General features: G+C 72.3%; 17 protein-coding genes. 11 read left to right on the top strand and 6 right to left on the bottom strand.

The genetic code is table 11. The features are described 5' to 3' along the window. The first annotated feature begins 10 nt into the window (after window positions 1-10). The 4 genes from KBX21_RS15255 to KBX21_RS15240 all read left to right on the top strand — a co-directional run bounded on the left by KBX21_RS15255 (window position 11) and on the right by KBX21_RS15240 (window position 5,434). A complete protein-coding gene (locus tag KBX21_RS15255) occupies window positions 11-166 on the top strand; it encodes a hypothetical protein (RefSeq protein WP_199776652.1) in 156 nt (51 codons plus the stop codon). Then, on the top strand, window positions 166-3,213 hold the full coding sequence (locus KBX21_RS15250) for a helix-turn-helix transcriptional regulator (RefSeq protein ID WP_210842303.1): 3,048 nt from the start codon (window positions 166-168) through the stop codon (window positions 3,211-3,213). Before KBX21_RS15255 ends, KBX21_RS15250 begins: the two co-directional genes overlap by 1 nt. A 153-nt stretch (window positions 3,214-3,366) precedes the next feature. After that, a complete protein-coding gene (locus KBX21_RS15245; protein ID WP_026129641.1) occupies window positions 3,367-4,728 on the top strand; it encodes a glutamine synthetase family protein in 1,362 nt (453 codons plus the stop codon). Window positions 4,729-4,855: 127 nt separating this feature from the next. Then, window positions 4,856-5,434, top strand: coding sequence for a rhodanese-like domain-containing protein (locus KBX21_RS15240; protein ID WP_210842302.1), 579 nt, complete (start codon window positions 4,856-4,858; stop codon window positions 5,432-5,434). 35 nt (window positions 5,435-5,469) lie between these two features. On the opposite strand, the gene KBX21_RS15235 is transcribed toward KBX21_RS15240, so the two are convergent. The 3 genes from KBX21_RS15235 to KBX21_RS15225 form a co-directional block, all read right to left on the bottom strand. Further along, window positions 5,470-8,334: a helix-turn-helix transcriptional regulator gene (locus tag KBX21_RS15235; protein ID WP_210842301.1), complete on the bottom strand. Its 2,865-nt coding sequence runs from the start codon at window positions 8,332-8,334 to the stop codon at window positions 5,470-5,472. 38 nt (window positions 8,335-8,372) lie between these two features. Then, window positions 8,373-11,336, bottom strand: coding sequence for a helix-turn-helix transcriptional regulator (locus tag KBX21_RS26950; protein WP_210842300.1), 2,964 nt, complete (start codon window positions 11,334-11,336; stop codon window positions 8,373-8,375). Between the two features lie 311 nt (window positions 11,337-11,647). After that, a complete protein-coding gene (locus tag KBX21_RS15225; RefSeq protein WP_210842299.1) occupies window positions 11,648-13,216 on the bottom strand; it encodes an MFS transporter in 1,569 nt (522 codons plus the stop codon). A gap of 372 nt (window positions 13,217-13,588) precedes the next feature. Here KBX21_RS15225 and panB point away from each other — a divergent pair, with 372 nt between their 5' ends. Continuing rightward, the gene (gene panB, locus KBX21_RS15220; protein WP_049577962.1) at window positions 13,589-14,443 is read left to right on the top strand and encodes a 3-methyl-2-oxobutanoate hydroxymethyltransferase; all 855 of its coding nucleotides are present in this window, start codon (window positions 13,589-13,591) and stop codon (window positions 14,441-14,443) included. Here the strand turns inward: panB and KBX21_RS15215 are convergent. Beyond that, window positions 14,431-14,691, bottom strand: a complete 261-nt coding sequence (locus KBX21_RS15215) for a hypothetical protein (RefSeq protein WP_049577959.1) — start codon at window positions 14,689-14,691, stop codon at window positions 14,431-14,433. The genes panB and KBX21_RS15215 overlap by 13 nt on opposite strands. Window positions 14,692-14,863: 172 nt before the next feature. On the opposite strand from KBX21_RS15215, the gene KBX21_RS15210 reads away from it, so the two are divergent. Then, window positions 14,864-15,904 (top strand): LLM class F420-dependent oxidoreductase, encoded by a 1,041-nt coding sequence (locus KBX21_RS15210; protein WP_210842298.1) that lies wholly within the window; start codon window positions 14,864-14,866, stop codon window positions 15,902-15,904. On the opposite strand, the gene npdG is transcribed toward KBX21_RS15210, so the two are convergent. Then, window positions 15,901-16,596: an NADPH-dependent F420 reductase gene (gene npdG / locus KBX21_RS15205; protein WP_210842297.1), complete on the bottom strand. Its 696-nt coding sequence runs from the start codon at window positions 16,594-16,596 to the stop codon at window positions 15,901-15,903. The genes KBX21_RS15210 and npdG overlap by 4 nt on opposite strands. Window positions 16,597-16,672: 76 nt before the next feature. Further along, window positions 16,673-16,864: a hypothetical protein gene (locus KBX21_RS15200; protein ID WP_017546726.1), complete on the bottom strand. Its 192-nt coding sequence runs from the start codon at window positions 16,862-16,864 to the stop codon at window positions 16,673-16,675. Window positions 16,865-16,953: 89 nt separating this feature from the next. Between KBX21_RS15200 and map the strand changes: the two genes are divergently transcribed. The 5 genes from map (at window position 16,954) to KBX21_RS15175 (ending at window position 22,249) form a co-directional block, all read left to right on the top strand. After that, entirely contained in the window at window positions 16,954-17,805 is an 852-nt protein-coding gene (gene map, locus KBX21_RS15195; protein WP_234004106.1) for a type I methionyl aminopeptidase, read from the top strand. Between the two features lie 484 nt (window positions 17,806-18,289). Next, a complete protein-coding gene (locus KBX21_RS15190) occupies window positions 18,290-19,087 on the top strand; it encodes a HEAT repeat domain-containing protein (RefSeq protein ID WP_210842296.1) in 798 nt (265 codons plus the stop codon). Between the two features lie 97 nt (window positions 19,088-19,184). Further along, a complete protein-coding gene (locus KBX21_RS15185; protein WP_210842295.1) occupies window positions 19,185-19,748 on the top strand; it encodes a dihydrofolate reductase family protein in 564 nt (187 codons plus the stop codon). Between the two features lie 131 nt (window positions 19,749-19,879). Next, complete coding sequence (locus tag KBX21_RS15180) at window positions 19,880-20,713, top strand: M55 family metallopeptidase (RefSeq protein ID WP_210842294.1); 834 nt, start codon at window positions 19,880-19,882, stop codon at window positions 20,711-20,713. A gap of 144 nt (window positions 20,714-20,857) precedes the next feature. Further along, window positions 20,858-22,249 (top strand): M20/M25/M40 family metallo-hydrolase, encoded by a 1,392-nt coding sequence (locus KBX21_RS15175; RefSeq protein ID WP_210842293.1) that lies wholly within the window; start codon window positions 20,858-20,860, stop codon window positions 22,247-22,249. Window positions 22,250-22,269 lie beyond the last annotated feature (20 nt).

Below are 22,269 nucleotides of genomic sequence, written 5' to 3'. Positions count from 1 at the left end.
AACCACCACCATGACCTTCGAGGACCTGCGCGCCGCCACCGCCCGGGCGCTCAGCGACGAACGCCTGCGCCAGGCCGAGCTCAGCCGCCGCGCCCGCCTCCAGAAGGCCGAAGCGCGGAACGAACCCAGGGAAAACCAGGAGCGCCCGCGTCCACGGCGAGCATAATGAGCGCTATGCCCCTGTTCTCCGAAACCAGTCCCCTCTTCGTCGGCCGCCGGGACCACCTCCGTCTCCTGGCAGACCAGGCCCAACGCGTGCGCACCGGGTCGCCGGAGACACTGCTGGTCGGCGGGGACGCGGGGGTCGGCAAGAGCCGCCTGGTCTCCGAGTTCGCCGCCACCCGGCCCGCCGGGACGGTGTTCGTCGGCGCCTGCCTGCAGTTGGGCGTGGACGGCCTGTCCTACGCCCCCTTCACCGCCGTGCTCCGCCAGATCCTGCGCGAACGCGGGCGTCCCCCCTTCGACGCGGCCGCACCGGGCGGGACCGGTGAGTTCGCCCGGCTCCTCCCCGAGCTCGGCGAGCCCTCCGCCGACCACCGGGAGAACCGGGGCATCCTCTTCGAGCAGGTGCTGCGCCTGTTCGAGCAGGTGGCCGGCGAGGCGGGGGTCACCGTCGTCCTGGAGGACCTGCACTGGGCGGACGGCGCCACCCGGGACCTGTTGGTCTTCCTCGCCCGCAACCTCTCCCGGCCCGGGATCCAGGTCATCGCGACCTACCGCAGTGACGACCTGTACCGCACGCACCCGTTGCGGCGGCTCCTGCCGCAGCTCGAACGCCTTCCGTGCGTGGGCCGGATCGTGCTGGAGCCGTTCACCCGGGAGGAGGTGGGCGCCCAGGCCACGGCGATCCGGGGCGAGGAACTGGACCAGGACGCCCTGGACACGCTCTTCCGACGCAGCGAGGGCGTCCCCTTGTTCGTGGAGGCGCTGGCCACCGCCGAGACCTGCCCCTCCGACGACGACCCCGACCTGCCCGACCACTTCCGCGACCTCTTGCTGGAACCGGTGCGCCGCTTCGACGAGACCACGCTGTCGGTCCTGCGCGTGGCGGCGGTGGGGGCCGTGGCCGACGGTATCGAGCACGAGGTGCTCCACCACGCGGTCGACCTGCCCGAGCGTGAGTTGGAGGCCGCCCTGCACACCCTGGTCGACTCCAACGTGCTGCGGCCCAATCGCACCGGCTACCGGTTCCGGCACGCGCTGCTGCGCGACGCCGTGCACCACGAGATCCTGCCCGGGCCGCACTCCCGACTGCACCTGCGCTACGCGCAGCTCATCGACGAGTACCCGGACGCGGTCCCCAAGGACCGCCGCGCCGCCGAGCAGGCCCACCACTACCACGCCGCGCAGGACCTGCCCCGGGCCATGGAGGCCGCCTGGCGGGCGGCCGTCCAGGCCAGCAAGACGCTCGCCTTCGGCGAACGCCTGGGCATGCTGGACCGCGTCCTGGCCCTGTGGGACCGGGTACCCGACCCCAGCGACCGGGTGGAGGGGCACAGCTGGGCCGAGGTCGTGAGCCAGGCCGCGAGCGCGGCGATCTCGGCCGACCGCCACCGGCGCGCGCTGGAGCTGGTCGACGAGGCGCTGGCGACCCTGCCCGAGGACGCCGACGACGACGTGACCCTAGCGACACGGGCGATCCTGCTGCGCAAGCGCGGGCAGGCCCGCTCCACCAACATGCGCGGCGGCGGCTTGGACGACCTGGTGCGGGCCCTGGAACTGCACCCGCCGCACATGCCGGAGTACAGCCAGCTCCTGGCCATCCTCGCCCGGGAGAGCGCCATGCTCCGCGAGGACCGGGAGCCGACCCCCGCGCGGCGGATCCTCCAGGAACTGAACGACACCGGGCGCGGCTCCAGCACGTTGGCCGAACTGGCGATCGAGGCGGCCGACGGCGGCAGCCGCTCCGACCGGTGCGCGGCGGCCGACGCCCGGATCACGTTGGGCGGGGTCCGCATGCGCGACGGTGACGTCGAACACGGGCGCCCTCTGGTGGAACGGGGCATGGCGGAGGCCATGGAGCTGCGTGAGCCCTACATGGAGGCGCGCGGAGCAGGGAACCTGGGCCACTTCCTGCGTGAACTCGGTCACCACGAAGAGGGCCTGCGCGTGTTGGAGGAGTCCCTCGCCCGGCACGAGGCACTGAGCTGGGCGCCCTTCCACCGGTCCTTCAACCACCAGAACCGGGCCGAGATCCTCTTCGAGACAGGAGAACTCCGCCAGAGCCGGGAGGTCTACCGCCACTACCTGAGCAGGAATCTGGGCGACCGCAAACACCAGCACTACATGCAGGCGGTGGAGGCGCGGGCGGCGGCCGCCATGGGAGACGTGGTCGCGGCGCGGGCCGAGGCGGGGCCCAGTGGCGACCGCTCCATGCTGGACGCGCACCGGATGGACATCGTTCAGCTGCGCACCACGGGGTTGCTGGACGCCGCACTGGCCGAGGGTGACCTGGCCGAGGCGCTGTCCCTCTCCCGGGACGTCCTGGAGCAGGCGGCCCTGGAGCGTTCTCCGGGGTACTCGTGGCCGCTGCTGGAACAGATGGCCGAGGCCGCCCGGCTGGGCGCGGAGCGGGCCCGCGCAGGGGCGGAGTACGGGGAGACGGCCCGGCTGGTGGGCGGGCTGGTCGGCACCGTCGCGGGGAAGCTCCCGCTCAACGGTCTGGTCCGACCGGCGTACGCGGCGACCGTGCGGTTCCTGCTGGCCGAGGCCGGGGGGACCGAGGCCCCGGCCCTGGCCGCGTCGTGGGCCGCCGCGGTGACCGCCTGGGACGCCACCCCCATGCGGCTGCACCGGGCACGGGCCCGGTTGCGCGAGGCCGAGGCCCGGATCGCCGCCGGGGAACGGTCGCGTGCCGTGGAGCTGACCCGCATGGTCCACGAGACGGCCGCCGCGTGTGGTGCGTCACCCTTGGCCCGCGCGGCCGAGGACCTGGCGCGCAGGCTCGGGACGGGCCTGTCCGGCGGGTCCGTGCCACCGCCCGCGCCCGCCGGGCTCACCGCCCGGGAGACCGAGGTGCTGCGGCTTCTGGCCTCGGGCGCGACCAACGCGGCCATCGCCGAGGCGCTGTTCATCAGCCCGAAGACGGCGAGCGTGCACGTGTCCAACATCCTGGGCAAGCTCGGTGTGCCCAACCGCGCGACGGCCGGGGCGCGTGCGCGCGAACTCGGACTGGCCCAGCTCGTCCCGAACCTCCCGGTTCAGCGGTCATAATGCCTGTGCGGGGGAGGTCCGGGCAGGCTGGCTGGCGTGTGCGGAAATGCCCCGGAAATATCCGCACGGCAGACTGGCCCCGGGAGATCGTTCCCGGCACGGCTCACGTGCGCGGACCGGGCCGGGACCGACCGGCATCGAGGAGGTTTGATCGTGAATCGACAGCAGGAATTCGTGCTCCGCACGTTGGAGGAGCGCGACATCCGGTTCGTGAGGCTGTGGTTCACCGACGTGCTCGGGTACCTCAAGTCCGTGGCGGTCGCACCCGCCGAACTGGAGGCCGCCTTCTCTGAGGGCATCGGGTTCGACGGCTCCGCCATCGAGGGCTTCGCCCGGGTCTACGAGGCCGACATGCTCGCCCAGCCCGACCCGTCCACGTTCCAGGTGCTGCCATGGCGCAACGAGCCGCACGGCACCGCGCGCATGTACTGCGACATCCTCATGCCCGACGGCTCGCCGTCACCGGCGGACCCCCGGCACGTGCTCAAGCGCCAGCTCGGCAAGGCCTCCGACCTCGGGTTCACCTTCTACACGCACCCCGAGATCGAGTTCTACCTGCTCAAGAAGTTCCCCGAGCACGGGGAGTTCCCCGAGCCCAACGACTCGGGCGGCTACTTCGACCACACGCCGCACAACAGCGCCCACGACTTCCGGCGCAACGCGATCAACATGCTGGAGGCCATGGGCATCTCGGTGGAGTTCAGCCACCACGAGGGCGGCCCCGGCCAGCAGGAGATCGACCTGCGCTACGCGGACGCTCTCACCACCGCCGACAACATCATGACCTTCCGGCTCGTGATGAAGGAGGTGGCGATGGAGCAGGGCGTGTACGCCACCTTCATGCCGAAGCCGTTCACGCAGTACCCGGGTTCGGGCATGCACACCCACCTGTCGCTGTTCGAAGGTGACCGCAACGCCTTCTACGAGCCGGGCGCGGAGTACCAGCTCTCGAAGGTCGGGCGCGGGTTCATCGCGGGACTGCTGCGACACGCGGACGAGATCGCGGCCGTCACCAACCAGTGGGTGAACTCCTACAAGCGCATCTGGGACGACCCGGCCGCCTCGGCGGGCATGGGCGGTGAGGCCCCGGCCTACATCTGCTGGGGGCACAACAACCGCTCGGCCCTGGTGCGCGTTCCGATGTACAAGCCCGGCAAGTCGAACTCCAGCCGGATCGAGATCCGCTCGCTGGACAGTTCCGCCAACCCCTACCTGGCCTACGCGGTGATCCTCGCCGCCGGGCTGAAGGGGATCGAGGAGGGCTACGAGCTGCCGCCGGGCGCCGAGGACGACGTCTGGGCCCTCACCGACTCCGAGCGCCGCGCGCTGGGCATCAAGCCGCTGCCGCAGAGCCTGGACGAGGCGCTGCGCCTGATGGAGAACAGCGAGCTCGTCGCCGAGACGCTGGGCGAGCACGTCTTCGACTTCTTCCTGCGCAACAAGAAGTCGGAGTGGAACTCCTACCGCCGACAGGTGACCCCGTACGAACTCCAGAGGTACCTGCCCACGCTCTGACCAGGCGCCGAACTCCGTGGCGGGGGGTATTCCCGGAATGGGTGGCAAGCACGTCACATACCCCGGGGGGTAGAATTCCTACCAAAGCTGTCGACTACCCCTTCTCCCCTCCTGGAGTCACACACACATGATCGAGTCCGTCGACGCAGCGACCGTCAGAGCCAGGCTCGACAGCGGGTCGGCCCCGCTCCTGGTGGATGTGCGCACCCCCGCCGAGTTCGAGGGCGCGCACATCCCCGGGGCGGTCAACCTCCCGCTGGGCGAGCTGGACCAACACGCCGGTCGGGTCGCCCGGGACGCCTCCGAGCAGGTCGTCCTGGTGTGCCAGTCCGGGCCCCGCGCCGAACAGGCGCGGCGGCGGCTGGCCGCCGCCGGACTGGACGACGCCGTGGTGCTGACCGGCGGCTTGAACGCCTGGACGGCGGCCGACGGTCCCGCCGTGCACGGCCCGGAACGGTGGGCCCTGGACCGCCAGGTGCGCCTCGTCGCCGGTTCGGTCGTGCTGGTCACGGCGCTGCTGAGCCTGTGGTGGACCCCCGCCGTGTTCGTGGCCGCGTTCGTCGGCGCCGGGCTGGCCTTCGCGGGGATCACCAACACCTGCGCCATGGTCCACCTGCTCTCGAAGCTCCCCTACAACCGGCCGGTCGAACGGGTGGACGTCGAAGCCTCACTGGCACGGATCAGCCGGGCGGGTTCCCGAACCTGACCGGGCTTTCGGGCCGAACGCGGCTGCCCGGGAGATCAGGCCTGGAGCAGGCCGAGCTCCCGGGCACGCGCCACCGCCGCCGTCCGGTTGGCCACCCCCAGCTTTCCCATCGCGTTGCTCAGGTGCACGCTCACCGTCTTGGCCGAGATGAACAGCGTCTCCCCCACCTCCCGGTTACTCAGCCCCTTGGCCACCTCCACCAGGACCTCCGCCTCACGCGGGGTCAGACCGGCGGGCAGGGCCGCGGTGTCGGTCCGGGGCAGGACCGTGCGCATCTCCGCCACGAACTGGCGGGCGAAGTACAGGTCGAGCTCGGTCAGCAGCCCCTCGGAACGGCGCAGCAGCTCCCGGGCGCCCACGGTGTCTCCCGTGTCGTGCGCGGTCCAGAAGGCACCGAACAGACATGCGTACCGGGTCAGTCCCTTGGCCCGGTCGACCAGGGGCAGCGCCCGTTCCCAGTGCGCCAGCGCCACAGCCGGGTCCTCCTCCAGGAAGGCCCTGCTGTTGGATCCGATCAGCTCTCCCACCGGTGAGACCGGCCAGTCCTCCCGGTCGAGCACCGTCAACAGGGCCCCGGCCAGTTCGTCGGCGAGGACGCGGTCCCCGGGGGCGGCCCGGCGCCGCAGCCGCCAGGCCACCATCGCCATGGCGGACAGACCACTGGAGCTGAACCGGACCAGGGAGAGCATGCCGATGTCGCGCTCCCCCTCCAGGATCACCCGGGCGGCCTCGGCCCACCGCTCTCCGGGCCCGAACAACAGGAGCAGGACCCGCGCGTAGTAGTGCGGCATGTACTCCACCCAGGTGGCGGTCTCCCGAGGCAGGAGCCGGGTGAACTCGTCCTGGGCGCGCTGGCTGCCCTCCCAGTCCCCCTCCAGCGCGGTGAGCTGCGCGATGATGGCCTGGCGACGCCCGCCCACGAGGTCCTCCCCCGCGGGGGTCGTGAGCAGTTTCGCCCGGGCCTGCTCCACCCTCCCCGAGGCCAGGAGGGCGCTGGCCACCCCGTTGACCAGGCCGACTCCCTGGCTGCGAGCCACCCCCAGTTCCGCGCAGCGGTCCAACGCCTCCTGCGCGCACGCCAGCCACTCCGCGTACTCGAACCGGCTGGCGTGGTTGCTGCCGAGGTTGTTGAGCCCGCGCATCTCCACCTGGACGGCGCCCTGTTCGCGCGCGATCCGGACCCCATCGCGCAGCATCTCCAGGGCCTCCTGCGACCCCGTGTGGTCCAGCAGACTGCCCAGGGTGATCAGCGCGTCGGCCTCGCTCACCCGGTCCCCGCAGTCCCTCGCCTCCTCGATGGCCACGCGGGCGACCCTCTCCGCCTCGGTGTCGCTGCCCCTCAGCATGAGCACCGACGCGGTCGTGGCGCTCACCACGGCCCGCTCCGGATGTCCGCCGGGGACGAGCGCGGCGGCCGCGCGCAGGTCGTCCAGCGCCTCGATGCGCCCCAGTTCCTTGTAGGAGAGACCCCGCGCGACCAGGAAGCGGGCGACCAGTTCGGGATCGACCCGGGGGTCGAGGTCGGACAGGGCCTCACTGGCGTGCTCGACCGACCTGCGCAGGCTGCCCGCGATCTGCGCGGCCCCACACACCCCCAGGAGCAGTTCCCCCTGGGAGAGCCCGAGCAGATCGGCGGCGTCCGGGACCAGCTCCCACAGCTCAAGCACGCGTTCGAGCAACGCCAGGTGCTCGGGGTAGGCGCTGGCGTCCCGCGCCCGCTGGGCCGCCTCCCACGAGGCGGCCAGGGCCCTCGGGTGGTCGTGCGCGGCGTAGGCGTGGTGCGCCAACTGGGCGACTGTCTCCGTGCGGGCCAGACCCGGGACGCCACCCTCCAACGCCTGCGCGTAGCGGCGGTGGGCACGCACCCGTTGGCCCGGCAGCAGGTCGCCCTGGACCGCCTCGGCCAGCAGTGCGTGCCGGAACAGGTAACCGGTCTCAGTGGCGCTCAGCACCCGGGCGTCCACGGCCTCGCGCAGCGCCTCGTCGAGGTCGTCCTCACCGACCCCGGAGGCCTCGGCGACCCCGGCGAGCAGCCCGTGGTCGACCCGGTCACCGGCGATCGAGGCCAGCCCGAGGACCTTGCGGGTGGTGGGGGCGAGGGGTTCCACCCGGCGCATGAGGAGTTCGCGCGGGCCGTCGGGGACGGCGCCTCCGGGGGCGGCGAGGAAGGACTCCACGAACAGCGGGTTGCCGCCGCTGCGCTCCAGGAGCAGGTCCAGCGCTGCGGGGTCCGGGGCCCGCCCCCGCAAGGCGGCGGCCTGCTCGGCGACGGCCTCCCGGGTGAGGGGGTCGAGGTCGAGCCGCGTCACCCGGGGCAGCCGCTCCAGCTCGGGGAGGACCCTGCGCAGGGGGTGGGTGCGGTGCAGGTCGTCCGAGCGCACCGAGACCACCAGGTGCACGGGTGCGGGGCCGAGGTTGCGCAGCAGGAAGACCAGCAGGTCGCGGGTGGAGGCGTCCGACCAGTGCAGGTCCTCGATCACCAGGCTGAGTCCGTCCGGGTCGGCGTACTCCTCCACGTAGGTGAGCACCGCCTCGAAGAGCCTGGCCCGGGAGTTGTCGTCGGTGCCGGGGCGCGTCTGGGGGCTGTGCCCCGGGCCGGGCAGGAGACGGGTGAGATCGCTGCCTTCGCCGGGTGCCGGGCCGCCCGCCCGGACCAGCTGGCGCAGGAGCGCGGTGAAGGGGGCGAAGGCGATGCCCTCGGCGCCCAGCTCCAGGCATCCGCCCAGGGCCGCGTGCCGCAGGGGCGTGCGCTCCAGATACTCCTCCAGGAGCCGCGACTTGCCGATCCCCGCGTCACCGCAGAGCAGGACCGTGCCGGACCCTTCCGAACGGACCCGCGCGGCGTCGGAGAGAAGGTGGTCGACCTGCCGCTGGCGGCCGACGAAGGCGGAGGGGGACATACGTCCCAGTATGCCCGGGGCTCCGGGTCCCGGGCGGGTCAGAACAGGCCCAGTTCGCGCCCCTTCGCGGCGGCGGCGGTGCGGTTGCGCACCCCGAGTTTGCCCATGAGGTTGGTGACGTGCACGCTCACCGTCTTCGCGGAGATGAACAGCGCCGCCCCCACCTCACGGTTGCTTGATCCCTTGGCCACCTCCGCCAGTACCTCCACCTCACGTGGGGTGAGACCCATCGGGGGCACCTCGCCGCCGGGGGCGGCGGGGAGCGCCGTGCGTTCCGGAGTGGCACCGGTGGCGGTGTACTGGTCGGGGTCGGGCAGACCGTGGCGGGCCCGCAGGGCACGGCTCTCCCGCTCGAAGAGCGCCATGCCGTGCCGCACCGCCATGCCGTGGACCGCGTCCACATGCTCGGTCGCGCGGTCGCGGTGCCCCGCCCGCAGCGCGGCACCGGCCGCCGCCAACTGGTACTCGGCCCGCACCAGGACGTGGCCGCTGGGGGCCACCGCGGCCACCGCAGCCTCGAACAGGGCCAGCGACTCCTCGGGCTCCGGGGCCAGCCAGGCCCTGGCGGCCATCCGAGCCGCAGGGGAGTCGGCGTGTTCGGGGTTCGCGGCCGCCTTCTCGCTGAGCTCGCGGATCTCCTGCGCCAGGCGGCGGGCCTCCTCGCCCGGTTGCTCCGCCAGCCGCGCGACGATCGACGCGTGCCACACCTGGGTGGACCGATAGAGACCGTGGGCGAGGGGGGTCAGAGGCCGCTCGCCCGTCGCACTGGAGAGCAGGTCCCGGGCCATCCGCCCCGCGTCCACCAGGCGGTCCTCGTACACGGCCAGCTGCTGGAGGACGGCGTGGACCGGCAGGTGCTCCACCGGAGAGCTCACCTGTGCGGGAAGCACGCGGTGGAACTCGTCCAGGGTGGCCCGTAGCGCGTCCGGCCGCCAGCGGTACAGCTCCAGGTGCATGCGCAGGGTCAGCGCCCGAGCCCACGTCACCCCTCCGTCCGTGACGCCCGCCAGCAGTTCCTCGCACTCGGAGAAGCGCCCCTGGTAGAAGCGGGTGACCGCCAGCCCGCAGGCGAACGCCCCGCCCTGGGTCCGGGTCAGCCCGAACTCACGGCAGCGGCGCATCCCCTCCAGGCAGACCTGGGCGCTCTCCTCCAGCCTGTCGAGGTTCTTGAAGTACCCGCTGAGGTTGATCAGCCCCCGGATCTCGGCCGGGGCGTCGCCGATCTCCCGGGCCAGCCCGATGCCCTCGGCGAACAGTTCCAGTCCCTCGTCGGAGTCCAGGGGGCCACTGAGGCTGCCGAGGGTGATGAGGGCGTCGGCCTCGCTGCGCGGGTCACCGAGCTCGCGTGCGCGGGCGAGGACCCGGCGGGCTGTGCTGGCGGCCTGCTCGTGGTGACCGCGCATCATGAAGGTGGCGGCCAAGGTCGCGGCCACCCCGGGGGCGTCCGGGTGGTTGAACGTGAGCAGGAGGGAGGCCTCGGCCAGGTCCTCCATCGCCCCGTCGCGGCCCAACTCCTTGAGCGCCCGCCCGCGCGCGTGGCGCAGCCGGGAAACGCGTTCGAAGTTCTCCGGGCGGCCCTTCCGGGGGTCGTGGACGCCGGTGACCCCGAGTTCCTCCAGTCCCTCGGTGGCGTAGCCGACCGCCCTGCGCAGCGGACCGGCGACCAGGGAGACCTCGGAGGCCCGGGCCAGCACCTGGTCGCGGGGCAGGCCGACACGTTCGGCGGCGTCGGGCACCTGGTCCCAGAGTTCGAGGACGCGTTCGATCAGCCCCAGGTGCTCGGGGTAGGCGTGCACGGCGGCGGCGTGCTCGGCGGCCCTCCAGGCGGCTGAGAGGGCGAGCGGCTGGTCGTGCGCGCAGTGCGCGTGGTGGGCGAGTTGGAGGGCCAGTTCGCTCTCGGGCATACGCTCCACGCCCTCCTGGAGCACCTCGGCGTAGCGCCGGTGCGCGCGCACCCGTTCGCCCGGCATGAGGTCGGTGTGCACGGCTTCCGAGAGCAGGGCGTGCCGGAACACGTATCCGTCCGCGGTGGAGCGGAGGATCCGGGCGTCGATGGCCGGGCGCAGGGCTGCCTCCAGGTCCTCCTCGGTGACCCCCGCACGGCGGGCGACGCTGGCGAGCAGGGTGTGCCGGACCCGGGTCCCCGCTGTGGCGACCAGGCCGAGGACGCGCCGGGTCGGTTCGGGGAGGGGCTCGACGGCGGAGAGCAGCAGGTCCCGGGGACCGTCCGGGATGGGTGCTCCGGCGGGGTCGTGGCTGGCGGCCAGGAACGACTCCACGAAGAGCGGGTTGCCTCCGCTGCGCTCGAACAGCAGGTCGAGGTCGGCCGGGTCGAGTTCCCTGCCGCGCAGGGCGGTGGCCTGGGCGCCGACCTCGTCACGGGAGAGCGGTTCCAGGTCGAGGCGACGGACCCCGGGCAGACGTTCGAGTTCGGGGAGCAGGCGGCGCAGCGGGTGCGTGCGGTGCAGGTCGTCGGTGCGCACGCTGACGAGCAGGTGGACGGGTGTGCGACCGAGGTTGCGGAGCAGAAAGACGAGCAGGTCCCGGGTGGAGGTGTCGGCCCAGTGCAGGTCCTCGATCACCAGGGTGAGGCCGTGGGGCGTGGCGCGTTCCTCCAGGAAGGTGAGCACCGCCTCGAACAGCCGGGCGCGCCCCTGGTCGGCGGGCCCTGCGGCCCCGCCCAGTTCGGGAATGAGGCGACCTGTGTCGCCGCTGGGCTCGGCGGCGGATCCGCCCGAGCGCACGAGTTGGCGCAGCAGGGCGGTGAAGGGGGCGAAGGGGACGCCCTCAGCGCCCAGCTCCAGGCATCCGCCCACGGCGGAGGGGGTACCGCTGACCCGCCGCAGGTGCTCGCTGAACAGGCGGGACTTGCCGATCCCGGCTCCGCCGCAGACCAGGACGGTGCGGGCCCCCTCAGGGAGGGTGCGGCGAGCGTCCGCCGCGAGCAGGGACAGGTGGTGGTGGCGACCGACGAAGACGGGGGAGGGTTCGTGGACCTGCATGAGGTCCAGTATGTCCGTCGGATCCCGCCGGGGCGGGGGTCGTTGGTCGGTTGCCAGAGCCACAGGTGCGGGCCGAAGACCTCGTGTCGCACTCACCTCGCGGGGACCCCGGTGTGCTGGACCGGGTGCGGACGTCGCGCGGGAAGGAGGGCCGCCCGGGGACACGTCGGCGCCCTCGGGGAGCACGAGCCGGAGCCACCGTCCCGGTCCGGGAGCCCGGGGCGGTGCCCGGCCGCTCTCGTACCAGGTGTGTGCGGTGGCACCGGGGACAGCCGAGACCGGTTCCGCGGCCTCCTCGCGGTGCGCCCCTGCTAGGAGGTGCCCGCGGTCCGATCGTTCGACTCGTGGGTGGGCGGTTCCCGGGGCATCCACTTCCACACCACCGCGAGTCCCAGCAGGCCGAAGCACAGCGAGACCAGCGCCGCGGCGTGCAGGCCCGAGACGAAGGCCTCCTTGGCCGGGGCGACCAGCGCCTCACCCGCCCCACCCAACTGCTGGGCGAGGACCATGGTGGCCTCGATGGACTCACCCGCCGCCCGCACCTGCGCCGGGTCCACGTCGGGGGCCCGTTCCGTCACCGAGTCCAGCGTGGGCTCGATCCCCGCCCGGTAGCGGAAGGAGATCACCGCCCCCAGCACCGCCACCCCCATGGCGGTGGCGATCTGGCGCGCCGTGTTCTGCACCGCCGACGCCGCCCCGGCCTTGGCCGGCGGAACCGAGGACATGATCGCGTTGGTGGCCGGGGTGAGCACCACCGCCATGGCGGAGGTCTGGAGGAAGAAGAACGCGATGATCAGGTACAGCGGGGTGTCCACCCGGATCTGGGTGTAGAAGGCGAAGCTGCAACAGACGGTCGCCACACCCGCCAGGGCGAGGGCGCGCGGGCCCACGTACCGCACCAGGGTGGGACTGAGCGGGGCGAAGATCATCTGGCCCAGAGCGGCGGGAAGCACCAGGAGCCCCGCGACGAACGGAGGGAACTCGCGCACGCTCTGCCAGTAGAAGCTGAGGAAGAAGATGATCCCGGCCATGCTGAAGAACAGCACCATGACCGTGGCGACGGAGACGCTGAACCGGGGGTCCCGGAAGAAGCGCACGTCCAGAGAGGGGTCGGTGGTGCGCGACTCGTGGAACACGAACAACACCAGCACCCCCACTCCCAGCAACAGCGAGCCGTACACGTCCCAGTCCGTGAGTGAGGCCCGCTCCCCCGCCGTGATGATGCCGTAGACGATCAACACCAGACCGGGGATGGACAGCAGTACACCCAGCACGTCCGGGCGTCCGGCGTTCTCGTTCCTGGACTCGGGGATGAGCACGTACATCAGCGACAGCCCGAGGATCACGAAGGGCACGTTGACCAGGAAGATCGAACCCCACCAGAAGTTCTCCAGGAGCAGACCGCCCGCCGAGGGGCCGATCGCCATCGCCAGGCCGACGGCGCCCGCCCACAGGCCGATCGCGCGCGCCCGCTCCTCAGGTGGGAACACGTTGGTGATCACGGACAGGGTCTGCGGCATCACCATGGAGGCGCCGAACCCCATCGCGGCGCGCGCCGCGATGAGTTGCTCGGGGCTCTGCGAGTAGGCCGTCAGCGCCGAGGCGGTGCCGAACACCGCCAGCCCGGCCACCAGCAGTCGCCGCCTCCCCCAGCGGTCGCCGAGCACACCGAAGGTGAACAGCAGCCCGGCGAAGACCAGGGTGTAGGCGTTGATCGCCCACGCCAGCTGGGACTGGCTGGCGCCCACGCCGCGCTGCGGGTCGGAGAGGGTCTTCAGCGCGACGTTGAGGATCGTGTTGTCGGCCACGATCACCAGCAGGCAGATGATGAGCACCGCCAGCCCGCCCCACCTGCGCCGGTGCGCTGTCTGCTGGTCCACGAACACCCTTTCCGCCGTCCACCCGGTGCCGCTGACATGCTAACCAGCCGTCCCCTCGCGGCGCCCCGCACCGCACCGGGGTCGCCGAACGGGTCCGAAAACGGCCGCCTCCCCGGGGAGGACGGCGCGGCCCGTCCCGTGCGATGATGCTTGCGTGCCACCCCCGCACACCCGTTCTCCCCGCACCGGCGCCGCCGGGTGGGCAGGGAACCGGTGGACGGGAGACGGGGAACATCCCCCTCCGGCACGCCGTTCCTCCCGAGGAACCCCTCCCTTCGGGGAACCGCGCGCGAGCGCACGACAACAGTTTTCGTCCACAGGTCCGGGGACACCCCCCAGCGGGTGCTTCGAGACAACGGAGGAAGAACCATCATGAGCACCACACCCAAGACCCCCTCCGCCGGGAACGCCCTGTACGGCGGGGTCACCAATCGGCGTGTCACCATCCGTGACCTGGCCCTGGCCAAGCAGCGCGGCGAGCGCTGGCCGATGCTGACCGCCTACGACGCCCTCACCTCGCGGATCTTCGACGAGGCGGGCATCCCCGTCCTCCTCGTCGGCGACTCCGCCGCCAACGTGGTCTACGGCTACGACTCCACCGTCCCGGTGACGGTGGACGAGCTGGTCCCGCTCACCGCCGCCGTGGCCCGCTCCACCCAGCGGTCCCTGGTCGTGGCGGACCTGCCCTTCGGCTCCTACCAGGCCTCCCCCCAGCAGGCGCTGGAGACCGCCTCCCGGTTCATGAAGGAGGGCAACGCCCAGGCGGTGAAGCTGGAGGGCGGCCACGCGGTCGCCCCCCAGGTGGAGCTGCTGACCTCGGCGGGCATCCCGGTCATGGGCCACATCGGCCTGACCCCGCAGTCGGTCAACACCCTGGGCGGCTACCGCGTGCAGGGCCGGGGCGAGGCCGCCGCCGGTCTGCTCAAGGACGCCAAGGAGCTGGAGCGCGCGGGCGCCTTCTCCGTCGTGCTGGAGGCGGTCCCGGCCGATCTGGCCGCCGAGGTCACCGAGCAGCTGGCGGTCCCGACCATCGGGATCGGCGCCGGTCCGTCCACCGACGCCCAGGTGCTGGTGTGGCAGGACATGGCCGGGCTGAGCCCCCGGGTGGCGAAGTTCGTCAAGACCTACGCCAACCTGGCGGAGACGCTGCGCGAGGCCGCCTCGGACTACGCGTCCGAGGTCGTCGCCGGGAGCTTCCCCGCCAAGGAGCACACCTACGCCAGCTGATCCGGCCGCTGGGCGGCCTCCGGTGAGTCCGGGGGCCGTTCCAGCCCCCGCGCGGCCCGACCGAAGGCGGGCAGGCACACTGCCGCCAGGTACAGCGCGGCCCCGGCGGCCAGGACCGGGGAGACCCCGAACAGGCCGATCGCCACCCCGACGCCCGGCGCCGCGACCGGCGCTCCGATCCGGGCGAGCGCCCCCACCATGGACATCCCCCGGCCGACCATGCGCGCGGGCAGGCGTTCGAAGATCACCGCGCTCAGTATCGGGTTGATCAGCCCTCCCCCGAGTCCCCAGGACTCCTTGGGTGGGAGGTGTCGGGCACGAAGGTCGGAAGGGCCCTAAAACCGAACGGGACTCGGTAGTACAGTGTCGGCACACCGAGCACCGACGCGGGCCGGGGTCCGGCCCACGGGAGGACAGCACATGCGCATCTCGATGCCGCTCCAGTACGCGGGCGAGCCCAAGGACGCCGTCGATCAGGTCGTCGAACTGGAGAAGGCCGGGCTGGACACCGTGTGGGTCGCCGAGGCCTACGGCTACGACAGCCCCACCCTCATGGGCTACCTCGCCGCCCGCACCGAACGGGTGACCATCGGCTCCGCGATCCTGCCGATGTACAGCCGCACACCCACGCTCGTCGCGATGACCGCCGCGGGGCTCGACTACCTCTCCGACGGGCGCGCCGTCCTCGGCCTCGGGGCCAGCGGCCCGCAGGTGATCGAGGGCTTCCACGGCGTCCCCTACACCAAACCGCTCGCCCGCACCCGGGAGACCATCGAGATCTGCCGCAAGGTCTGGGCCCGCGAGGAGCGCCTCACCCACGACGGCAAGGTGTTCCAGCTGCCGCTGCCGCCCGAGCAGGGCACCGGTCTGGGCAGGCCGCTCAAGATCATCAACCACCCGGTGCGTTCACGGATCCCGATCCACGTGGCCTCCCTCGGCGAGAAGAACGTCGAGATGACCGCCGAGATCGCCGACGGCTGGCTGCCGCACCTGTTCATCCCGGAGAAGGCCGAGAGCGTGTGGGGCGGGTTCCTCGCCAAGGGAAGGGCCAAGCGCGATCCCGGGCTCGGCGCGCTGGAGATCTCCGCGGGCGGGCTGCTCGCCATCGGTGAGGGCGAGGAGACCAAACGGATCGCGGACCTCACCCGCCCGGTCATCGCCCTCTACGTGGGCGGCATGGGCGCCAAGGGCAGGAACTTCTACAACACGGTGGCCCAGCGCTACGGCTACGAGGAGGCCGCGGAGAGGATCCAGGACCTCTACCTCGACGGGAAGAAGGATGAGGCCGCCGCCGCGGTGCCGGACGAGTTCGTCGAGCTGACCAACCTGGTCGGCCCCGAGTCCTACGTGCGCGAACGCGTGGAGGCCTTCCGAGCCGCCGGGGTCACCCAGCTCAACGTGACCCCGGTCGGCGAGAACCCCGCCCGGCTCATCGAGAAGGCCAGGGAGTGGGCCGCCTAGATACCGGTGATCCGAAGACCCGCGTGCGTCTTGTAGCGGCGGTTGACCGCGATGAGGTTGGCCGTGAGGGCCTCGACCTGGTGGGCGTTGCGCAGCCGCCCGCCGAACACTCCGCGCACCCCGGGGATCCGGTCCGCCAGGGCGCGCACGGTGTCCGTGGCCTCGCGGTCCTCCCCCAGCACCAGGACGTCCAGCTCGATCCGGTCGACCCCGGGGTCCAGGAGGAGCACGGCGGAGACGTGGTGGAAGGCGGCGGTGACCCGGCTGCCCGGCAGGACCTCGGCGGCCTGCTGGGCGGCGCTGCCCTCGGGGACGTCCAGGGCGAAGGGGCCCTTCTTGTCGAAGCCGAGCGGGTTCACGCAGTCCACCACGATCTTGCCCGCGAGCCGGTCGGCCAGTGACACCAGCAGCTCACGGTGGCCGTCCCACGGAACGGCGACGATCACGATGTCACTCCGCTCCGCGGCGTCGGCGTTGGCCAGTCCCCGGACCTCGATCGGCGTGGACTCGGCCGCCACGAGGGCGTCCGCTGCCTGCACCGCGCGCTCGGCGCTGCGGGAGCCCAGGAGGACCGGGAGTCCGGCCAGCGCGAAGCGGCGGGCCAGCCCGCGCCCCTGGTCGCCGGTCCCGCCCAGGACAGCGATGGTCAGCCCGGTGATGTCCGCGCCCTGCTGTGCGTCGTGTTCGCTCATGGGCCGATCCTGTCAGAACGGGCCCGGCGGGGGAACGCGCAGGGCCGGTGCTCCCCCGGTCCGGAACCGCGCTCCGTCAGCTGTTGCCCTCGTTCTCGTCCTGCTCGTCCCAGGCCTCGTTGCGCTCCGCCGCGATGCGCAGCGCGCGCGCCGCCGTGGCCTCGTCCTCGTAGGGGCCGAGCCGTTGGGAGTCGGGGCATCCCGCGCCGTGTTCGACCCTGCCGTGACGGAGGCAGTACCACCAGCCGTCGTCCTGTGCGTCGCTCACTGCCGACCCCTCTCGTCGTTGCGGGTACGTGTGGCACCTACCCTCCGCCGGGCGCTCCTGACCGCGCCCACGAACTACAATCAGTGTCCATGACTACTCCGCTGGTTCCTGGGCGCATCTCGCCCCAACGTTCGGTCCCCTCGCACATCGTCCGGCCGGAGTACGTGGGTCAGAAGCGTCCCGTGGAGGGTGTCCTGGGCGACGTCCAGACCCCGGAGACGATCGAGCGGATCCGTGAGGCGGGGCGCATCGCGGCCCGCGCTCTCGAGGAGGTCGGCAAGAACGTCCAGCCCGGGGTGACCACGGACGAGCTGGACCGGATCGGCCACGAGTTCCTGCTGGACCACGACGCCTACCCGAGCACCCTCGGCTACAAGGGCTACCCGAAGTCGCTGTGCTCCTCCCTCAACGAGGTCATCTGCCACGGCATCCCGGACGACACCGTGGTCCGCGACGGCGACATCGTGAACATCGACATCACCGCGTACAAGGACGGCGTGCACGGCGACACCAACGCCACGTTCCTCTCCGGTGACGTCTCCGATGAGAACCGCCTCCTCGTCGAGCGCACCCGTGAGGCCACGATGCGCGCCATCAAGGCCTGCCGCCCCGGTCGGCAGATCAACGTGATCGGCCGCGTCATCGAGTCGTACGCCAAGCGCTTCGGCTACGGGGTGGTGCGCGACTTCACCGGCCACGGCGTGGGCCCCGAGTTCCACTCGGGCCTGGTGGTCCCGCACTACGACGACCCGCGCGCCACCACGGTGATGGAGCCGGGCATGACCTTCACGATCGAGCCCATGATCACCCTGGGCGGCGTGGAGTACGACATGTGGGACGACGGCTGGACCGCCGTCACCGCCGACCGCAGGTGGACCGCGCAGTTCGAGCACACGCTGGTCATCACTGACTCCGGCGCGGAGATCCTCACCCTGCCGTAGATCCCCGAGCCCCGGCCGCCCCCGGCGCCGGGGCTCCCCTGTGCCCACCGACCGGAACCCAGGGTGATTCTGCGAGAGCGGAGCGTGCCAGCCGCGAGCGGGGAACTCCAGGGCCGTCCGACCCTCGCGCGCCCCACTTTCCGCTGGGACCCTGGTGGACAGTGTGTCGGAACGCGGTCGCTCGCTCACGGAGCGGCATCCTATGCTGTGCGGGATACGAACGACCGCGAACCCGGGTACCTCCCCTTCGGCAACCCCGAGCGGGCCGCGTCACCCCCGGACCGACCGGTCGACCGCCCCGACGCTCCCATCCCCCAGGCCCTGGCTGCCCGACGGGCACCGGGGTCCCCGCGCGTGCGGACGACATGGAGCGGGCTCTGAACGGGCGGGGGAAAAGCCCCGCACCGGGCGCACTGTCGCGGATCGACTGACCCCCGACACCGTCAACCCACCGTCACGACCCATCAACACACAGGAACCAACCATGGCGATGTTCGTCCACCTGACACCCCGCGCCAACATATCCGGCATACGAAGGTCCGGCCTGGGCACCGCCATCGGGCCCGGAGGCCTGCGCGGGGTGTTCTGCTTCCCCGTGCTGCCGTCGTACACGGTGACCCACCAGTGGCTGCGTGAGCTGACCGGACACCACGGACCCCGTGGCCTGATAGGCGTGTACCTGACCCTGGCCGACGACGAACCGGTCACCGTGGGCCACTTCGACGACAGCGACGGTCCCCGGAGGGTCGGCGCCGCCGAGGCGGTGCGCGTCGTCGCCGGACTCCGCGAACCCCGCGGCTGGGAGGTGTTCGTACCCCGCCGGGTCGACCGCGAGGAGGTCCACCGCATCCGTGAGGTCCGCCGACTCGCCGAGACCCGGCCTCACCCCCGGAGCGGGCCGCTCCCGATGGAACTGGTCGCCGACGCCTGCGACCGGGCCGACACTGTGGCCCTGCGTGAGGCCCTGTCCCTGCTCGGCCAGCGCCGCCGGGGCCCCATCGACCGTGTCGCGTCCCTGTGCGGCCATCCCGAACCCCTGGTCCGCGCCACTCTGGCCGAGTCCATCGTCCCCTGGGCCGTCCCCGGCGTGGACCACCTGCTGACCCGCCTGTCCGGGGACCCCGACCACAAGGTCCGCGAGGCCGCCGTCCAGGCCCTGGAGACCCGCGCCGCCGGACCGATCCCCCGGCCCCGCGGCATCCGGTCCGCCCCCGCGAGCGTGCCCGAAGGGACGCTCCCGCACCCCAGAGGCGCCCTGTTCCACCCCCGAACCCGTCACTGAACGGGCCGGGCGCGCGACACGGGTGTCCCGGCGAGCCGTGCCGCGTCCGCGACGTGTGGCGGTCGTACGGTGGGACCGTCACCGAGGAGGGCTTCCCGTGCGCAGAGTGACCTGTTCGATGGGCGTATCGCTCGACGGCTACATCGTCGGACCGGACGGCGGCTTCGACTGGACCGACCCCGACGACGGCCTCTTCCGCTTCGTCACCGACGAGACCCGGCGGATCGACGTCTACCTGCTGGGCCGACGCCTCTACGAGACGATGCTGTACTGGGAGACCATCGGCGAGGATCCCTCCCTCGACGAGGCGACGCTGGAGTGGGCCGCGCTCTGGAACTCGCTCCCCAAGGTGGTGTTCTCCACGACGCTGTCGACGGTGCGCGGCAACGCCCGGCTGCTCTCCGGCGGCCTGAAGGAGGAGATCGCGCGCCTGCGGGCCGAGCCGGGGGACGGCGACATCGCGATCGGCGGCGCCACCCTCGCGGCCGCGGCCGCGGCGGCGGACCTGATCGACGAGTACCGGATCAGGGTCCACCCCGTGCTGGTGGGCGGCGGTGTCCCGTTCTTCCCTCGCAAGGAGCGCCGGGTGGACCTCGAGTTCGTCGAGTCCCGCACCTTCGGTTCGGGGGTCGTCCACCTCCGCCACCGCGTGGTGCGCTGATCGGCGGGCGGGATGACCTGTGCGAAGCGACGTGAACCGCCGACGGACGCCACCACCGGGCCGCGAGGCTCGGGGACGGCGGCCGCTACGGGACTGGTGACCGGTTCCGGCTCCGGGCTAGGGTCTGCTGGATGAAGATCCTCATCTCCGCGGACATGGAGGGCGCCACCGGCGTCACCTGGCCCGCCGACTGCGAGCCCGGGACCGAGCAGTGGCAGCGCTGCCGGTCGATGTTCACCAGCGACGTCAACGCCGCCATCGGCGGGTTGTTCGAGGGCGGCGCCACCGAGGTGCTGGTCAACGAGGCCCACTCGACGATGCGCAACCTGTTACTGGAGGAGCTGGACGAACGGGCCACGATGATCACCGGCCGCCACAAGGAACTCTCCATGGTGGAGGGCGTCCAGGCGGGGGACGTCGACGGGATCGTCTTCCTCGGGTACCACTGCGCGGCGGGCGAGGACGGCGTGCTGGCGCACACGTACCTGCCCAACGCGATCACCGGGGTGTGGCTGGACGGCCACACGGCGAGTGAGGGCTACCTGAACGCGGCGGTGGTGGCGGAGTACGGAACCCCGGTGATCCTGGTGACCGGGGACGACCGCGCGTGCGAGGACGCGGGCTCCTACGCTCCGTCTGCGGGCACGGTGGCGGTCAAGGACCACGTGAGCCGGTACGCGGCCCGCTGCCGACCACCGGCGCGGACGGCCGCGGACATCCGTGCGGCGGCCCAGCGCGCGATGGCGCTGGCCGGGCGGACGGAGCCGGTGGAGCGCTCTCCGAAGACGATGGAGGTCGAGGTCGACTCCGCGCAGCTGGCCCAGGCCGCGGCGATCGTTCCAGGGGTGACCCGGACGGACGCTCGGCGTGTCCGTTACACGTCGCCGGACGCCTACGAGATGATCCGGACGTTCAAGGCGGTCTGCACCCTGATTTCGAACGCCATGGAGAAGGACTACGGGTGACTTCCTCGTGCGCGAGGTGATGTGCGCATCACGAGGACAGCGCCCCGTGGGAAACGATAGAACTGTGGCGGGGAGAACCACACGTGGGAAACGTGTGTCTGACGTGAGCAAGAACCCCGAAGCCTGCTGAGAGAGGCCGAGACCGTGGGCCACACCAACACCTCCCTGACGGACAGCGCGCGAGACGCGGAACTGGCCGAGGCGGGGGAGGACGCCGTCCGCCTGACCCGAGAGCTGATCAGGCGGGACTCCACCAACCACGGCAGGGGCGAGGGCGACGAACGCGCCGCCGCCGAGTTCGCCGCCGAGGCGCTCGGGGAGGCCGGGCTGTCCCCGGTGGTCCTGGAGTCCGCCGACCGGCGCGCGAACGTGGTGGTGCGCATCCCCGGAACCGATCCGGACGCGGACGCCCTGCTGGTCCACGGTCACCTGGACGTGGTGCCGGCGGACGCCCACGACTGGACGTTCCCGCCCTTCGCCGGGGAGATCGCGGACTGCCCGGTGACCGGCGCCCCCTCACTGTGGGGGCGCGGCGCGGTGGACATGAAGAACACCGTGGGCATGGTCACCGCCGTGGTCCGGTACTGGTCGCGGCTGGGTCTGCGTCCCCGGCGCGACATCGTGCTGGCGTTCGTGGCCGACGAGGAGGACAGCGCCGCCTACGGCGCCGACTACCTGGTGCGCGGCCACGCCGACCTCTTCGAGGGCTGCACCGTGGCGATCGGCGAGGGCGGCGGGCACACCGTGCACGCCCGGACCTCCTCGGGGGCGGCGGCCCGGCTGTACCCGATCGGGGCCGCCGAACGGGGCAGCGCCTGGCTGACACTGCGCTCGCACGGGACGGCCGGGCACGGTTCGCGGCCGCCGAGGGACAACGCCGTGGGCGCGCTGGCCGCCGCGGTGGCCCGGATCGACGAGCACCGCTGGCCGCTGCACCTGACCCCGGTCACCCGTGCCGCGATCGACGCGATCGCCCGTGCGCTGGAGGTCGAGCGCGTGGCCGGTGACACCGGCTCCAACGAGGCCGTGGACGACCTCGTGAGGAAGTTCGGCACCGCCGCCTCTCTGGTCTCCGCGACGGTGCGCAACAGCGCCGCCCCGACGATGCTCTCGGCCGGGTACAAGGTGAACGTGGTGCCGGGCGAGGCGGCCGCTGGTGTCGACGGCCGCGTGCTGCCGGGGGGCCGAGGCGACTTCGAGTCGACCATGGACGCGCTGACCGGGGACCGCGTGGACTGGGAGTACGCGCACGGGTCTCCGCCGGTCGAGGCTCCGGTGGACTCGACCACCTTCGACGCGCTGCGCTCGGCCATCCTGGCCCACGACCCGGAGGGCCTGGTGGTCCCGGTGTGCCTGGGCGGCGGGACGGACGCGAAGGTCTTCGCGCGGCTGGGGATCGACTGCTACGGCTTCTCCCCCATGCGCCTGCCCGGCGGCATCGACTACCCGGACCTGCTGCACGGGGTGGACGAGCGGGTGCCGCTGGACGGACTCCGGTTCGGCGTGCGGGTGCTGGACAGCTTCCTGCGCGCCTGAGGCGGTGGGCACCAACAACA

It is taken from the genome of Nocardiopsis sp. B62, assembly GCF_018070675.1.
GTDB classification, from domain to species: domain Bacteria; phylum Actinomycetota; class Actinomycetes; order Streptosporangiales; family Streptosporangiaceae; genus Nocardiopsis; species Nocardiopsis prasina.
This window is presented reverse-complemented; position numbering and strand designations above follow the sequence as displayed.

Bases quoted from the DNA above. Each gene is read 5' to 3' on its own strand.
- KBX21_RS15210 (WP_210842298.1), top strand. From the start codon at position 14,864: ATGCGCATCTCGATGCCGCTCCAGTACGCGGGCGAGCCCAAGGACGCC.
- KBX21_RS26950 (WP_210842300.1), bottom strand. From the start codon at position 11,336: ATGCAGGTCCACGAACCCTCCCCCGTCTTCGTCGGTCGCCACCACCAC.
- KBX21_RS15240 (WP_210842302.1), top strand. From the start codon at position 4,856: ATGATCGAGTCCGTCGACGCAGCGACCGTCAGAGCCAGGCTCGACAGC.
- KBX21_RS15250 (WP_210842303.1), top strand. From the start codon at position 166: ATGAGCGCTATGCCCCTGTTCTCCGAAACCAGTCCCCTCTTCGTCGGC.
- map (WP_234004106.1), top strand. From the start codon at position 16,954: ATGACTACTCCGCTGGTTCCTGGGCGCATCTCGCCCCAACGTTCGGTC.
- KBX21_RS15255 (WP_199776652.1), top strand. From the start codon at position 11: ATGACCTTCGAGGACCTGCGCGCCGCCACCGCCCGGGCGCTCAGCGAC.
- KBX21_RS15190 (WP_210842296.1), top strand. From the start codon at position 18,290: ATGGCGATGTTCGTCCACCTGACACCCCGCGCCAACATATCCGGCATA.
- KBX21_RS15235 (WP_210842301.1), bottom strand. From the start codon at position 8,334: ATGTCCCCCTCCGCCTTCGTCGGCCGCCAGCGGCAGGTCGACCACCTT.
- panB (WP_049577962.1), top strand. From the start codon at position 13,589: ATGAGCACCACACCCAAGACCCCCTCCGCCGGGAACGCCCTGTACGGC.
- KBX21_RS15180 (WP_210842294.1), top strand. From the start codon at position 19,880: ATGAAGATCCTCATCTCCGCGGACATGGAGGGCGCCACCGGCGTCACC.
- npdG (WP_210842297.1), bottom strand. From the start codon at position 16,596: ATGAGCGAACACGACGCACAGCAGGGCGCGGACATCACCGGGCTGACC.